The following is a 14830-nucleotide window of genomic DNA, read 5'->3' as shown; positions in this document are numbered from 1 at the left end:
CTCGTATACAATCAGATCGCAACGTTCATTGCAATAGGAGACTTAGAGTGAAAATCATCGCGACATGGCTCGAACATCTCATGTCTCAGCGCAGACTCTCCCCCGGAACGAGGTCTGTGCTCAAGGCCATCGCCAACGACCCCGAGATGGCGTCGTACTGCAGCGCGGCAGCTCTCGCCGAAGTGGCCGGGGTGAACGTCGCCACCGTCGTCAGAGCCGCACAGGCCATCGACTTCACAGGCTGGTCGGAACTGTCAACGGAGATCAGAAACCGATTCCTGTCCTCATTGGATGCCGACAAACATTTTGTTCGCAACACCGAGGCCGGCCTGGGGCAGCCCGGGACGTCGATCGGCAAGGACATCGAGTTGCTCGGACTCCTTGCCGAGTCTCTATCCGAAGAATCGGTGACCACAATCGCAACGATGATCGCCGAAGCACCGACGACGACGATCCTCGCCACGGGCGCCTATGTTGCTCCGGGAGCCATCTTGGCGCACAACGCGCAGGGCCTGGGCTACAACGTCTCACTCAGCGACGGTGCAGCAACCCACATGATCAACGATGTCCGCAGGCTCAAACCCGATGACTGCCTCATCACCTTCTCGATCTGGAAGACGAGTGCGAGCATCCTGCCGTTGTGCGAAATTGCCAAGGAACGAGGCGTCCGACTCATCGTCATCGCCGACCAGCACTCTCAGCTGGCCGAACTCGCCGATCAGCTCATCCTGGTCCCGTCCGAGGGCCTCGGCCCAATGGCCTCGGTGACGTGCGCGGTCAGTGTCGCACAGTGCATCGTCGGGGCAATCGCCAACGTAGACACCACACGATCGGCAGCGATGCTCGAAGAGCTCCAGTCCATGTGGTCCCGAACTCAGGCGGTGATCAGCGACTGACACTCCCTTTTAATTGATCAGAGCGGCCGGACACCGGCGTCTGACTGTGCCTCAGGTGTTCCAGATGCCTACTTATCAGCCGACTGGATTGATCCAATTTTTCAGTGTTCGTTCCGCTGTTTCCGCAAAGGTCACCCGGTGTACGAAGACACCGAATACACCTTGACTGCTCCAGTCTCATTACCCTTCAATAGCAGGTGCGCTGCGTACCAACTGCCTTCATCGTCCGGGTCGATCGTCTCGCCTGGTCCTTTGAGCCCGCAGATGACGTCGCCGGCTTCGATGGAATCGGTCCCGAAGCCGCCGATTCCCTCCATCAGGCCGACACCATTGCTCATGGTGTAGTCTCCGTATTCCTCGTCCACTACTCCGATGAGTTCGCAGGTATCCACTTCGGTCCCGTCATGGAGAGCCAGTTCTCGATAGGTCATCGGTGGATTCGCTGACGCATCCCCGATGATTGTGTCCAAGTCCCGCATCACCGCATCAGTAGCCATCGCACCGGCAGTGTCGTCGTCGCCTTTCGCGGCCGCATCGACGAACTTCTGAACCTCTTCGACTTCCGGGACCCGGACGGTCGCTCCGTCGGCGGTGAACAGCACATCCTGAGGTTCGTAACCTCCCTTGGTCCACGCGAAACGCAGCTCTGCTTCCGCCGTGCGTTCTGCGGCGTTGTAATCCTCGTTCCCGAAGACGGCGATATTGTTCACCGTCGCTGTCATATAGGGCCCGGTCATATCGACCGCAGAGACGATGCTCCGGTTGAAGTCGGCAAGCTTTTGGACGTCCGAATCTGCACTCCAGGGTTCGATCGAGGTGACTAGGTCGAGCTTCTGGTCATAGATACCGACCGAATCCGTCACCCAGTTCCCACCCGGATAGCAGACGAAGTCGATCGCGACCATCGGCTTCGGTGCGGCCAACGATGTTGTCACGTCATTGATGGCAATCGATTCGCCGTACTCTCCTTCTGCGGTCTTACCGTCCGTGAAATCCTGCTTCGCCCCCTCAGCCATAGTTAAGTCTGAACAGGCAGGAGGGACCTCAAGCTTCGCGTTCCGGATATCGTCCTCTGACGGAAGATTCGGCGTCGGCAGGGCCGAGATGCTTTCATCGAATCCCTTATCCGCTGCCACCGATTCGTCATCCGCAGAGTCCATGAAGTCGAACGAGCTCACTGCTCCGTCATGCTGGATGCGCAGCTTACTGCCGGCGACCGCGAATCCGTCGGCCGGAGCGGAAACGCCCCACAGTTGGTCACTGGTCGAGGCGTCGAGGCCTTTCACCCCGTCCGAGGTGCCGATGATGAGAACACTGTCGACGACCGCCCACGACGGGGCGACGCGTTTGTCTCCGAGTCCGGTCACCTCGGCGGCGGAGGGTTCGAGGTCCTGCGTCCACAGAACGCTGTCGGAATCGACGGCGGCAAGAGTCTGACCATCGGAGACCACCCACGGTCCGGTCTCCCCCGCCTGTGCACCGGCGATCATCGAGGCATGAGCATCAGGATCGAGGCTCAGACCATCATAGGTCTGATCGTCCGGCCCGGTCACTGTTCCTTCATCATCGACGTCGAGAGGAACCCTCGACGATGCGGGATCGGGGTCGACATCGGCCTTGCTCTCAGCTGTCGTCATCGACCCGTCGCTGAGTGCGACCGCTCGGTCCCCGCACTGGACAACCTCGCCGGAGACTCGGCATGCGGTGGGGGTACCCGCCAGCTTTTTCCCGTCATCGGAGATGTCTTCGGTGGAGTCCGGGTCGAGGGCTTCGTCGAGTGGCTCGGTCTCGCCGGTGTCGATGTCCTGGTGCGGGATCGAGACCGTCCAAGCGGGCTGATCACCGTCGCCCACTCTGGTGAGAATCGATGTGGTCGAGCCGATGAACCGCAGGATTTCTGGGGAGGTCTTACCCGCGTCGGCGGTCAGCGGGGCGCCGTTGAGATGCATATCCTGGCCTAATCCGCTGAAGTCCATGACATCGGACTGGTTGGGAGTCTGAGCGTAGTCGGGCTCCGGGTCACCGAATGGGTTGTACCGGGAGAAGAAGGCGAAGGAAGCTCCGGCGATGAGCGCCACGACCGCGACTGCGGCAACGCCGAGCAGGACGGGGCTGGATTTCGATTTCTTCGCAGCACCCTGTTCGGGCGGGGGCAGCTGTGATTCACGAGAATATGGGTGGTCGCTCATACTCAGAGAATCTAGCAGGAGCCCGTGACGCAACTACGTTACATGTAGTGCAAGTCTGGAATATTGTCAGATCGCAATTGTCATCGACGATTTCAAGGAGCCCACGTCATCATCGACTCGATGACACTGCACTACCTGACATACCCACGAACTCCCGGATTTCAGGCAACTCCCGGCGCGATTGCGACAACCCCATCCGATGAGCGGCAGCCAGACGCGAGAGATCGCGGGTGCTGTTGTCGACCGGCATGCGTTCGGGAGCAAACACATGCGCTTTACCTTCTTCCTCGAGAGCAAAGATCTGTTCACGCGTCTCGTTGTACCGCTTCCACCGAGTCAACAAGGCATCGGCCAGCGTCGGATACTTTCGGAAGATGCCGCGATAGACCGCAGGGAATCGCTGCGGTGCCTTCCGGTACGACCGCTCCTGGGTAAGCACGATGACGAACTTCTCGAACCCCTCGCGTTGAGCCTGGCTCAACGCGATTCCACCGTCCGCCCCCATCGCACCGTCGACGTACACGTGCCCATCAAGGTGGACGGGCGGCATGAGGCCCGGCATCGTCGACGACGCACGCACACGGATCATCAGGTCATCGATGCGCGGAGTATCCTCCTTCGACCACACCACATCATCACCGGATTCCGCGTCGAAGCCGATGATCCGCATATCCCCCTTGCTCGCCTGGAACGCTTCCCAGTCGAAGGGCAACGCCTCGTTGGGCCCGCCTGCCCGCTGATAGATGTACTCCGCATTGAACATGCCCTGCCCGCGTGCAAAATAGCGCAGTCCCCCGAATTGCTCATCGGCAGCGAACTCCACGAAAGACCGGCGAGCGCGCCATGCATCCCCGGAAAGATAGTTCACGGTGTTCGAAGCGCCGGCACTGATTCCAGCGACCCAGTCAAAAGACAGACCGGCCTTGAGCAGAGTGACGACCATGGCGCTGGTCAGCGAGGCTCGCATGCCACCACCTTCGAAGATCAGAGCAGTGTCTTCGATCCGCGTGGTCTCAGCATTCGCCACCTGTCCAGCATTCGTCATAGTCGCCATCCTAACGAAAATCGACCAGCTGATTACTCATCGGTAATCGACGGCTCGGCTGAGAAGAATTCGACGCCGGGCGTCATCCGCTCAACCCGCGTTGTCCGCCCTCGTCCGACTGTCCTATAGTCAACACGGCGGCCTCACCCGCCACGGAACGATTCGAGTCGAAGGAGACTTCATGCGCTACGTCGTCGGCATCACCATGGACAGACGCGGACGTGACGCGGTCTCCCTCGCCCTCGCCCTGGCCCAGTCGACACTGTCGTCCCACCCCGTCGAACTCGACCTCGTCCATGTCCTCCGCGGATCCCCGCCGGAGCGGACAGCGTCGAAACCTGAACGGGAGTACCAGAAATTCTGCCTCGGCGAGGCCGAACAATGGCTGGCCAAAACGCACGACCTCGTTCCGAAGTCCATCCACTCGACGACCTCGGTCCATTTCGCCGATTCCATGGCAGCGGGCCTCATCGACGTCGCCACCACGCGTCCCTGCGATCTCATCGTCGTCGGTGCGGCCAGTCACGGCCCCCTCCGGCGCTTCACTGTCGGTTCCGTGGCCAATGCGCTCCTCCACGTCTCCCCCGTTCCGGTCGCTCTGGCCCCTTCCGGCTACCTGCCTCCCAGCCGCCTCACCCGCCTCACCTGTGCCCTCGGCACTCGTCCCGGCGCCGAAGTGGCTCTCAACGTCGCCGTCCAGTCCTCGGTCCGGCACGACGTGCCGTTGAGGTTGATCTCGCTCATCGGCCTCGACTCCCACACCGGAACCGAAGAGAGCGCCGAGGCGGCCCGTACACATGCGAAGAAACTGCTCCTGCGCGCCTCCCAGTCCGTCGACGACGCCACAGAGGTCATGGTCGATGTCGCCGAGGGCCGTTCCATCGAATCAGCCATCGACAAACTCACCTGGGATGACGGCGAAATCGTTCTCATCGGCTCCAGCCGGCTAGCCAGAAGCCGATCCATCTTCCTCGGCACGACCGCGAACAAGATGCTGCGCAGCCTCCCGGTCCCGATGGTCGTCGTCCCTCGCTACCCCGCGCCCGACATCGCTCCCGACAAAGACCTCTCCGTCTGAGCTGCGACACCCATGACCTCCCACGACCACAACATCGCACCCGCACACGACTCCCCCGCCCGATCACCGATCGAGATCACTCCGAATTCGAAAGAACCGCTCTATCGGCAGCTCCGCAAGGCGCTCGAGCACCAGATCCTCTCCGGTGCGTACAGCCCTGATGTGGCGCTCCCGTCATCACGAGACCTGGCAAATGAACTCGGGCTCTCACGCAATACCGTCAACGCTGCCGTCCAGGAGCTTGTCGCCACCGGACTCATCGAAGCCCGTCCGCGCAGCGGTCACTTCGTCAACAGCCGGCTGCTCGCCGAGCGCCGCCATGAGGAGGAGGGATCGGAACCTGCCGCCGGTTCCATCGATTGGGAGCAGAAGATCAGACCTGTCCGCGACATCCACCTGCCGGAGATCACGAAGACGAAGAACTGGCAGACCTACCCGTACCCATTCGTCGCCGGACAAGTGGACCCCGACGAGTTCCCCCGACTCGCCTGGGCCAAGGCGCTGCGCACCGCCATGGAACCCGTGCATCTTCAGTACTCTGTCCGCGACGCCATCGACGAAGATGATCCGCTGCTGGTCAAGTTGCTGTGCCAGCGCGTTCTGCCGAGCCGCGGAATCCATGTCGATGCCGAGAACGTCCTCATCACAGCGGGTTCCCAACAGGGGCTCGACCTCCTGGCACAGCTGCTCGTCGGCCCGGATACCACCGTCGGCGTCGAAGATCCCGGATACGTCGACGCCAAACATGCCTTCGCCCGCGTCGGCGGTCAGCTGTTCCCCTTGAAAGTCGACAATCGGGGCATGATCCCACCGTCCGACCGGCTTGACCTCGTCTACGTCACCCCCAGCCATCACAGCCCCACCAACGTCACGCTCGATTCGTCCCGTCGAACTCAGCTCCTGACCCACATGCGTGACACGGACTCACTCATCATCGAAGACGACTACGATTCGGAATTCCGCTACCGAGGCAAACCCACTCCCGCGCTCAAAGCCCTGCCGGGCTCCGAGCATGTGATATATCTGGGCTCATTCTCCAAATTCCTCGCCCCAGGCCTGCGACTGGGCTACATCGTTGCGGAACCCGAACTCATCAGACGCATGCGCCGACACCGGCGCTATTCCATCCGCCACGTCCCGGGACACACCCAACGCGCCATGGCGCTGCTCATCGAATCCGGCCAATACCACCGCACGATTTCGCGACGCCGCACCCAGCTGCGTAAGAAATGGGAGACGCTCGCTGCTGCGCTCGACGCACACCTTCCCTGGTCCGTTCCCTTCCCTGCCGGCGGGGTCAGTGTCTGGATCCAAGCGCCCGCGCATCTCGACGCGAGCATCCTCGCTGACGAATGCCAGCGTCGAGGCGTCGTGATCGAACGCGGCGATCCGTTCTTCCTCTCCCCCGATGCCCACCGCAACAACTTCCGACTCGGCTTCGCGGCCATCGACCTCGAATCCATCGAACCCGGTGTGCGGATCCTCGCCGAGGCGATCGACGCCGTCATCGGGGACCGCTGAACCGCCACTGACATCTGGCACCAAAGAAGTCATATCGGACTGGGTCTTCATTGGGAACCAGATAGTCGCGAGAGTGATGTCAGGCGCTCCAACGACGGAGTTGCCGGAGTCGGGACGCCTCGACGTACCGACCCAGACAGTTCGAATGGAGGGTTCGCGTGACGATCTCGGATTATGCAAATCGTGCCCAGCAGCATCTTTTTCCCCACTTCACCACCGGCAAAGTGTGGAATGACGACGATCTTCCGATCATCGTCGAAGGGCACGGAAGTTACCTCATCGACGAACGAGGCGACCGGTACCTCGACGGTCTGGCCGGCCTGTTCTGTGCGAACATCGGCCACGGGCGACAGGATATTCCCCGGGCCGCCTATGAGCAGATGAGCAAGCTCGCGTACTGGACGAACTGGGGTTCGGCCCATCCCGCAGCCGTGGATGCGGCGACCCGCATCGCCGGCCACGCCCCCGGCGACCTCGACACCGTCTTCTTCGTCAATTCGGGTTCCGAGGCCGTTGAGTCCGCCGTGAAGTTCGCACGCCAGTACCACCGTTCCCAGGGACAGCCCGAACGCACGAAGATCATCGCCCGGGACATGGCCTACCACGGCACCACCCTCGGCGCCCTCGCCGTCACGGGCATCCCCGCCTACAAGGAGCCTTTCGGCGAGCTCATGCCCGGAGTCTTCCACGTGCCGAACACGCTCGGCGAAGAGGTCCCTGCCGGGGGCACCGCCGCCGACCTGCCCTCGATCCAGGCCATCAGAGAACTCATCGAACGGGAAGGCGGAGACACCTTCGCCGCGCTCTTCGCGGAGCCCGTCCAGAACTCGCGCGGAGCACTCGTACCGCCGGAGGGCTACTGGCAGGAGCTGCGGAAGATCTGCGACGAACACGGAATCCTCCTCGTCGCCGACGAAGTGATCACCGGATTCGGTCGGCTGGGCGAATGGTTCGGTTCGATCAAATTCGACGTCGTGCCCGACCTCATCACCTTCGCCAAGGGTTCGACCTCGGGCTACATGCCCCTCGGCGGAGTCATCATCCGCAAGCCGCTTGCAGAGGCCCTTCTCGACTCGCCCGATGCCGGGACTTTCACCCACGGAGCCACCTGGGGTGGTCATCCGGTGGCCACCGCGGTCGCCACCGCCAACCTCATCGCGCTGGAAGAGGAGAATGTCCCCGGCAACGTCCGCAGCCTCGCACCCTACTTCCAGAACGGCCTCGATCGGATCACCGACTCCTATCGCTGCATCAAGGAATACCGTGGCACCGGGTTCTTCTACGCCATCGAGATGATGGCCGACCGAGACACCGGTGCCGAACTCACCCCCGATGCGTCGAAGAAGGTGCTCACCGAGGTCATCCCGAAGGCGATGAAGGAAGTCGGGCTCATCACCCGCCCCGACAACCGCGGTGCGACGATGCTCGTCCTCTCTCCGCCTCTCGTCGCCGACCAGGCCGTTCTCGATGATCTGCTCGACAAGGTCGACCACGTCATGGGATCTGTCGACAAGCACCTCGGCGTCTCCACGCTGTCGGCTGCGGTCTGAGGATCGACCGATGTTGAAGACGCCGGCAGCTCACGACCGCACTGCGGCCGAGACCACCGTCGAAGCCGAGCTCGAGTCCATCTCGATCGACTCGATGCTCCTCGATCGGGTGCTCGACCTGTGCGGAGAGGGACCACGGCCGAGGATCGTCCTCGCCGAGTCTCACGACGAACGCGTCCTTCGCGCTGCCGGCGCCCTCGCCGAGGCGGGCGTCCAACCCGTCCTGATCGGCGACGCCCATGAGGTTCGCCACCGTGCGAAGCGACTGGGCATCGCCGCCGCCGACGGATGGTCCGTCGAAGACCCGGCGAACCTCGCGGCCGGTCCAGCCGGCGAACGAATCCGATCCAGTGCGCAGAGGAAGCATCCTGAACTGGCCGCGCAATGGCTGACCGACCCTGTCTTCCTCGCCGCTGCAGCCGTCAAAGAAGGATTGGCTGAAGCCGCCGTCGCCGGCGCGGATCGGCCCACTGCCGATGTCATCCGGGCGGGATTGGCCGTCGTCGGTCTCGCTCCGGATGCGCCCCTGCTCAGCTCCTCGTTCCTCATGCGCCTGCGCGACGGACGTTACCTGGGATTCGGCGATTGCGCGGTCGTCCCGGTCCCCGATGACCATCAGCTCTCAGCGATCGCTGTCGCCACTGCACACACGTTCACAGCGATCACCGGCCTGGCGCCCTCCGTGGCGATGCTGTCGTTCTCAACAGCGGGATCGGCTCAGCACTCAGACATCGATCGGGTCAGAGCAGCGACCGAGCACATCCGCCGCAGCCACCCCGGCCTCGATGTCGACGGTGAACTCCAGTTCGACGCAGCCATCGTCGAATCCGTGGCGAAGTCGAAATGCCCCGAATCCGCGGTCGCCGGCCACGCGAATGTGCTCGTCTTCCCGAACCTCGCCGCGGGCAACATCGGATACAAGATCGCCGAACGCCTCGGCGGAGCACACGCCTACGGCCCGCTGCTCCAAGGACTCGCGGCCCCGATCAACGACCTCTCCCGCGGGGCGAGCGTTTCCGACATCATCAACGTCGGACTCATCACGTGCCTGCAGGCACTCACTCCTGCGGCGAGCGCCCAACAGCGAACCACATCCACTGCCCATACCTTCACAACGAAGTGACGAAAGTAAGGTGCCATGTCGAAGTCAATAGAGAACCCAACCGAGAACGTCGCCGCCGCGCCACCTGGAGCACACGGTGAACAGCCGGAGAGGATGGCCAAGACGCTCAAGCCCCGGTGGGTCTTCGCCATCGCTCTGGGATCTGCGGTCGGGTGGGGTGCGTTCATCCTTCCCACCGACTGGCTGGCGATGGGCGGCCCCTTAGGCACCCTCGTCGGCTTCGCCCTCGGCGCCGGCCTCATGCTCATCATCGCCGTCAGCTACGGGTTCCTCATCCGCACCTTCCCCGTATCCGGAGGTGAGCTCGCCTACGCACTCATCGGCTACGGACGCGTCCATGCCTTCTTCGCCGGCTGGTTCCTCACACTCGGCTATGTCTGCATCGTCGCACTCAACGCCTCCGCCCTGGCCCTGCTGTTCCGGAAGATCATGCCCTCGGTGATGGAGCAGGGGTATCTGTACACCGTCGCCGGCTGGGATGTCTATCTGCCGGAGATCGGCGTCTCGATCACTGCGCTCGTCGTCTTCGCCATCCTCAATATCCGCGGCACCGCACTGTCGGGTCGGGTCCAATACTGGGCCTGTGTGCTCATGATCATCGCAGTCTCTGCGATCATCATCTCCGTCATCGCGAGCCCAACGACCCATCTCTCGAATATGTCGCCGGCACTGCCCGATGGCGTCAGTCCGGTCGCCGCGATCATCGCCATCGTCGCCATCGCCCCGTGGGCATTCATCGGCTTCGACAATGTTCCCCAGGCCGCTGAGGAGTTCGACTTCTCTCCGGCCAAGGCGCTGCGCCTCATCGTGCTCGCCATCGTCACAGCTGCCGCCCTCTACATGGCGATGATCGTCTCGGTCTCCATGGCCGAACCGTGGCAGGCACTGGCAACTTCCGGTTCCGCCTGGGGAACGGCCGATGCCGTCACCGGCGTCATCGGCGGCTCGGGTCTGCTTCTGCTCGCCATCGCTATCACCATGGGTGTGAGCACCGGCCTCAACGGCTTCTACGTCTCGGCCAGTCGCGTGCTCATGGCCATGGGCCGAGCACAGATGATCCCGCCGATCTTCGCCCGCCTGCATGCGAAGCACAAGACCCCGCACATCGGGATCATCGCCGTCCTCATCGTCTGCCTCATCAGCCCTTGGTTCGGCAGGGCGGCTCTGACCTGGGTCGTCGACATGTCCTCGATCGGTGTGACCATCGCCTACCTCTACACCTGCCTGTGCGCCTTCCGGATCTTCCGTCCCACCCGTGAGGCTCAGGACCCAGAGGCTCTCCCGGGAATGTACTCGACGACGAAGAAGGTCCTGTCCGGTGTCGGAGCGATCATTGCGATCATCTTCATGCTGCTCCTGCTCATCCCGGGCTCGCCCGGAGCGCTGGGACCGCAGTCGCTCATCGCCCTGGCCGTCTGGATCGTCATCGGTGTCGTGTTCTTCCTCTCCCGCATCCGGCACAACAGGAAGCTCACCGACCTGCAGGTCGATCGTCTCGTCCTCGGCGACGAACGACCCGCCGTCACTCGGTTCAGCGAACGCGCTCAGCTGCGCCGCGAAGGAGGACTGGCCACGGACGGCTGAGACGATTCCGGGCTGGCCCGGACAGCACAGCGGTCGGCCCGCTGCCAGGACTCACCGGCAGCGGGCCGACTGCTGTCATCGGGTTCGACCGCCGAGGTGGGTGTCCAGATGAAGAACCTCGTTGTCCTCGTCCGGCTCGCGGTGGGCTCAGCGAGAGAGGACGGTGCGGAGTCCGTCGACGACCGACCGCACAGACTCCCGGTCGCCCAGGGACTCGGCGTCGAGTTCGACGCTTGCAGGGTAGATGAGGCCGGGGTCAGCGCCGATGCCGACGCCGAGCATCCCGATTCCACCGGTCCGTCGCAGGTCGGCCACCGTGGTCTCGAGATCTCGGGCCAGGTAGTCCTCATCGTTGGCTGCGGCTGTCGCAGAATCAGCCGGGAGCCCATCGCTGATGACGACCACGGCCGCCTTCGCCGCCTGCTGGCGGTACAGCCGGCCGACCGCCCAGCGCAGGGCCTCGGCATCAATGCCCTCCCGGAACAGTGAGGTCTTGAGCAGACCGCCGAGGTGATTGCGAGTCCGCCGCCACGAGGATGCCCCGGACTTGATCACGAGGTGATGGACTTCGTTGAGCCGTCCCGGCCGCTCGGGCGAGCCGGCCTTCTTCCACTCGCTTCGCACCCGTCCGCCGTTCCACGCGCTGGTGGTGAACCCGAGGATCTCCGTGGTCACATCCAACCGGTCGAGGGCGGTGACGAGCACGTCGAGGAGAGCACCGAGACCGAGCGCATGAGGTTTCATCGACCCCGAAAGGTCGAGCAGGAAGGTCACGGCGCAATCCGTCTCGGCACGCTGCGACCGTCCACGGAAGACGCGCGGATCGCCAGGAGAGGTGATCAACCGTGTCAGCCGGGACGGATCGAGGATCCCATCCTCGGAGTCGACGAGTTCATGAGCGTCCTTCGCCGCCTCGACGACACCGTGCAGACGGGAGACGACGGGCGCCAACGGCACCGACCGACGTGCCGTTTCCGCGGCGATGGCGGTTCGGCCGTTTCGCAGACTCTCCGTCCGGACCACCTCGGAGATGGTCGATTCCCGGTCGAATCGCGTCGTCCACACTCGGTAGCCGCGGGCGAGGTGGAGCTGCCCACCGGATTCCTCCGGGGCGGGAGCGAACAGGTCCTCGGCGATGTCGAAGACCAGCGGCAGGGTCGGTGCAGCGCGACGCTCGCGGGCTCCGGACCTCTTGCCTTCTCGCTCTTCGACGGCGGCGATCCGGCCGGCGATCGTGTGCGCCAGTTCGCGGGCCACCTCGGCGAAGGTCTGCTGATCGTGTCGGGCATTGCGCAGCGGGATGAAGAAGGGCCCGAGTTCGGATGAGAGTTCGAACCGGGATTCCTCGAGCAGGTCGGAGTCCTCCCGACCGATCGGCTCTCCGGTCAGGACCGACCGAGTGACGAGGATGACCGTGTACAGCAGCATGCCCAGGTGGGTCTCGTGCAGGCGGCTGCGCAGGTACTCGCTGCGCCAGTGCGCGTATCTCTGGGACAGGTTGGCTCGAACTCCTGCCTGCCGGGCCAAGGACTCGCACCGGAACTGTTCGAGGATCTCGACGATGAGGCGCTCTTCGCGGGTCTGCGGCAGCGCCTGACGATGAAGCTCGGGATCGCTCCACTTCCGGCGCATGGCCATGGCGTCTATGGCTCCGCGCAGAGAGCTCAGGTCGGATCGGGAGGGATCGGGGTAGAGATGGGGCGCGTTCATCGGCAGCAGACCGTTCGCATCGGCCGGCCGGTGCGCCCACAGGTCGACCCCGGCATCCTGACTCAATGCCCGGAACACGGCAGCCAGGCGGCGCTCGAGGACGATTTCCTCCCGGTCTGAGCGCTGAGTCGATGGCTGCGGGCCGTGCACGGTCATCAGCTTGCCCTCGCCGCTTGGTCGAGGTCGAGCTCACCGCCGAAGCAGCGCTGGTAGTACTCCGCGACGAGCGGATGTTCGGTGGCGTCGCAGCGGTTGAGGAACGAGAACCTGAAGGCCAATTCGACGTCGCCGAAGATCACCGAGTTCTCGGCCCAGGAGATGACCGTACGCGGGGACATGAGCGCGGAGACATCGCCCGCGGCGAATCCGCAGCGCGTCAGCTGGGCGACCTCGATCATCGTCGCCACTGTCTCCTCCCCCAGGCGGGTGGCCGCCTCGGGCACCTGCCCGGTGACGACGAGGAGCTCTTCGGCCGGGTCGAGGTAGTCGAGTGAGGCGATGATGTTCCACCGATCGAGCTGGGCCTGGTTGAGCCGGTTGACTCCGTGGTAGAGACCGTTGACGTTGCCCAGGCCGACCGTGTTCGCCGTGGCGAAGAGTCGGAAGTGCGGGTGGGGGCGGATCACCCGGTTCTGCTCGGTGAGGGTGAACAGGCCATCGCGTTCGAGCAGACGCTGGATGATGAACATGACCTCCGGGCGGCCGGCATCGTATTCGTCGAAGACCAAAGCCATCGGCCTCGTCAGTGCGTAAGGGATCACGCCTTCTTCGAAAGCGGTGCGGGGCTGGCCGTCCTCGATGACGACCTGGTCCTTGCCGACGAGATCGGACCGGGAGATCTGTCCGTCCAGATTGACGCGCATGAGCGGCCAGTTGAGGCGGGCGGCGATCTGTTCGATGTGCGTGGACTTCCCCGTCCCGTGAAGTCCCTGCACGAGCACACGGGATCCGTGGGAGAACCCGGCGAGCACGGCCCGGGTCACCTCAGGGTCGAAGCGGTAGTTCTCATCGATGCTTGGGACCAGATCACTGTCCTCCTCGAGCATCGGCACGGGCATGTCGGCATCGATGCCGAACAGTTCTCGCAATGTTGAAACGTCGGCCATGAGCGGCGTCCTTTCCTGGTCGTGGTTCAGCCTCGACGTGGCGGCCGGTCCGCCCCGGTCGCTGTTCAGGCGGAGTTGTCCTCGGCACGGTCGATCTCGTCGAGAACGGCCATGCGCTGGGCGGCTTCCTGGACCACCGGCAGCAGTTCGACGAGGTCGTCGATCGACTTCCGGATCACGGGAGCCTGGACCGCCAAGGCCTGATTCGATCGACCGATATCGGTGGGGATGAGCACCGCGAGGCAGACGAGGCCCTCGAGGTACTCCTGTCGATCGAGGGCATAGCCGCAGCTTCGGGCCGAATCGAGTTCGGCCTCGAGCTCTGCCGGGTCGGTGAGAGTGTACGGCGTGAACTCTCTCAAGAGTGAACTGCTCAGCAGCCTGCGGCGCGGCGTCTCCCCGTACTGAGAAGCGATCATCTTCCCGCTGGCCGAGGCGTGGATCGGCACGCGGCTGCCGGCTTCGAGATGCACCCGCAGCGGGTGTGAGGTCTCGACGCGATCGAGGTAGATGACCTCATCACCGGAGACTGCGGTGAGGTTGCAGCTCTCACCGATCTCCTCGGACAGCCGTGACAGGATCATCCGCCGTGCCCCCTGCCTCGAGTCATTGAGGAGCACGTCCTCGGCCATGCGGCGCAGGCGCGTTCCCGTGCCGTAATGGCGGCCGTCGCTGTGGCGAATGAGCAGTCCCGCGCCTTCGAGCTGCTGCAGCATCCGATGGAGCGTGGGTTTGGGCAGACCGGTCTGGACGACGAGGGATTGGAGGGTGAAGATCTGGTCGCGGGTGGAGATGAACTCCAACAGCGACACCATCCTCAGCGCGGGTGTCTCACCGGCCAGGGAGGCCCGTTCGTCGAATTGCGGCTCCGTCAGGTCATCCATTCCCACTACCTCCCCGGCCCCCTTCGGCCTTGTTCCACAGTCGCTCCCGCTCCTCAGCCACAGCGCCTCCGAGATTGATTCGTCTCGAAATATCGTACCAAACGAATTCTTTTTCGGAACTCTATTGACACCAATGAAGCCCGG

The 14830-nt window shown here is 63.5% G+C and carries 11 protein-coding genes; 6 read left to right on the top strand and 5 right to left on the bottom strand.

Translation table 11 applies throughout. The annotated features are described in order from the left end of the window. Positions 1 to 47 precede the first annotated feature (47 nt). On the top strand, positions 48 to 896 hold the full coding sequence (locus D3I60_RS08060) for a MurR/RpiR family transcriptional regulator (RefSeq protein ID WP_262775620.1): 849 nt from the start codon (positions 48 to 50) through the stop codon (positions 894 to 896). 131 nt (positions 897 to 1027) lie between these two features. On the opposite strand, the gene D3I60_RS08055 is transcribed toward D3I60_RS08060, so the two are convergent. Both D3I60_RS08055 and D3I60_RS08050 read right to left on the bottom strand, forming a co-directional pair. Next, positions 1028 to 3085 (bottom strand): hypothetical protein, encoded by a 2058-nt coding sequence (locus D3I60_RS08055; protein WP_262775619.1) that lies wholly within the window; start codon positions 3083 to 3085, stop codon positions 1028 to 1030. Positions 3086 to 3194: 109 nt separating this feature from the next. After that, entirely contained in the window at positions 3195 to 4130 is a 936-nt protein-coding gene (locus D3I60_RS08050) for a patatin-like phospholipase family protein (protein WP_346659558.1), read from the bottom strand. Positions 4131 to 4311: 181 nt separating this feature from the next. Between D3I60_RS08050 and D3I60_RS08045 the strand changes: the two genes are divergently transcribed. The 5 genes from D3I60_RS08045 to D3I60_RS08025 all read left to right on the top strand — a co-directional run bounded on the left by D3I60_RS08045 (position 4312) and on the right by D3I60_RS08025 (position 10986). Next, a complete protein-coding gene (locus D3I60_RS08045; protein ID WP_262775617.1) occupies positions 4312 to 5208 on the top strand; it encodes a universal stress protein in 897 nt (298 codons plus the stop codon). A 12-nt stretch (positions 5209 to 5220) separates the two neighbouring features. Next, positions 5221 to 6729: a MocR-like pyridoxine biosynthesis transcription factor PdxR gene (gene pdxR / locus D3I60_RS08040; RefSeq protein ID WP_262775616.1), complete on the top strand. Its 1509-nt coding sequence runs from the start codon at positions 5221 to 5223 to the stop codon at positions 6727 to 6729. Between the two features lie 158 nt (positions 6730 to 6887). Further along, a complete protein-coding gene (locus D3I60_RS08035) occupies positions 6888 to 8279 on the top strand; it encodes an aspartate aminotransferase family protein (RefSeq protein ID WP_262775614.1) in 1392 nt (463 codons plus the stop codon). A 10-nt stretch (positions 8280 to 8289) separates the two neighbouring features. Next, a complete protein-coding gene (locus D3I60_RS08030) occupies positions 8290 to 9402 on the top strand; it encodes a phosphotransacetylase (RefSeq protein ID WP_262775612.1) in 1113 nt (370 codons plus the stop codon). Positions 9403 to 9417: 15 nt separating this feature from the next. After that, on the top strand, positions 9418 to 10986 hold the full coding sequence (locus tag D3I60_RS08025; RefSeq protein WP_262775610.1) for an APC family permease: 1569 nt from the start codon (positions 9418 to 9420) through the stop codon (positions 10984 to 10986). A 147-nt stretch (positions 10987 to 11133) separates the two neighbouring features. Here the strand turns inward: D3I60_RS08025 and D3I60_RS08020 are convergent, their stop codons facing one another. From D3I60_RS08020 to D3I60_RS08010, 3 genes are all read right to left on the bottom strand, one after another. Next, positions 11134 to 12852, bottom strand: a complete 1719-nt coding sequence (locus D3I60_RS08020) for a cobaltochelatase CobT-related protein (RefSeq protein ID WP_262775608.1) — start codon at positions 12850 to 12852, stop codon at positions 11134 to 11136. Further along, complete coding sequence (locus D3I60_RS08015; RefSeq protein WP_262775606.1) at positions 12852 to 13802, bottom strand: AAA family ATPase; 951 nt, start codon at positions 13800 to 13802, stop codon at positions 12852 to 12854. Before D3I60_RS08015 ends, D3I60_RS08020 begins: the two co-directional genes overlap by 1 nt. 65 nt (positions 13803 to 13867) lie before the next feature. Further along, positions 13868 to 14686 carry an IclR family transcriptional regulator gene (locus D3I60_RS08010; protein WP_262775605.1) on the bottom strand — a complete coding sequence of 273 codons (819 nt, stop codon included), beginning with the start codon at positions 14684 to 14686 and terminating at the stop codon, positions 13868 to 13870. Positions 14687 to 14830 lie beyond the last annotated feature (144 nt).

It is taken from the genome of Brevibacterium permense (assembly GCF_025506275.1).
GTDB lineage: Bacteria > Actinomycetota > Actinomycetes > Actinomycetales > Brevibacteriaceae > Brevibacterium > Brevibacterium permense_A.
Note: the sequence above shows the minus strand (reverse complement) of the source record. Positions and strands in the feature narration are given on the sequence as shown.

Bases quoted from the DNA above. Each gene is read 5' to 3' on its own strand.
- D3I60_RS08055 (WP_262775619.1), bottom strand. From the start codon at position 3,085: ATGAGCGACCACCCATATTCTCGTGAATCACAGCTGCCCCCGCCCGAA.
- D3I60_RS08050 (WP_346659558.1), bottom strand. From the start codon at position 4,130: ATGACGAATGCTGGACAGGTGGCGAATGCTGAGACCACGCGGATCGAA.
- D3I60_RS08045 (WP_262775617.1), top strand. From the start codon at position 4,312: ATGCGCTACGTCGTCGGCATCACCATGGACAGACGCGGACGTGACGCG.
- pdxR (WP_262775616.1), top strand. From the start codon at position 5,221: ATGACCTCCCACGACCACAACATCGCACCCGCACACGACTCCCCCGCC.
- D3I60_RS08030 (WP_262775612.1), top strand. From the start codon at position 8,290: ATGTTGAAGACGCCGGCAGCTCACGACCGCACTGCGGCCGAGACCACC.
- D3I60_RS08025 (WP_262775610.1), top strand. From the start codon at position 9,418: ATGTCGAAGTCAATAGAGAACCCAACCGAGAACGTCGCCGCCGCGCCA.
- D3I60_RS08020 (WP_262775608.1), bottom strand. From the start codon at position 12,852: ATGACCGTGCACGGCCCGCAGCCATCGACTCAGCGCTCAGACCGGGAG.
- D3I60_RS08015 (WP_262775606.1), bottom strand. From the start codon at position 13,802: ATGGCCGACGTTTCAACATTGCGAGAACTGTTCGGCATCGATGCCGAC.
- D3I60_RS08010 (WP_262775605.1), bottom strand. From the start codon at position 14,686: ATGGATGACCTGACGGAGCCGCAATTCGACGAACGGGCCTCCCTGGCC.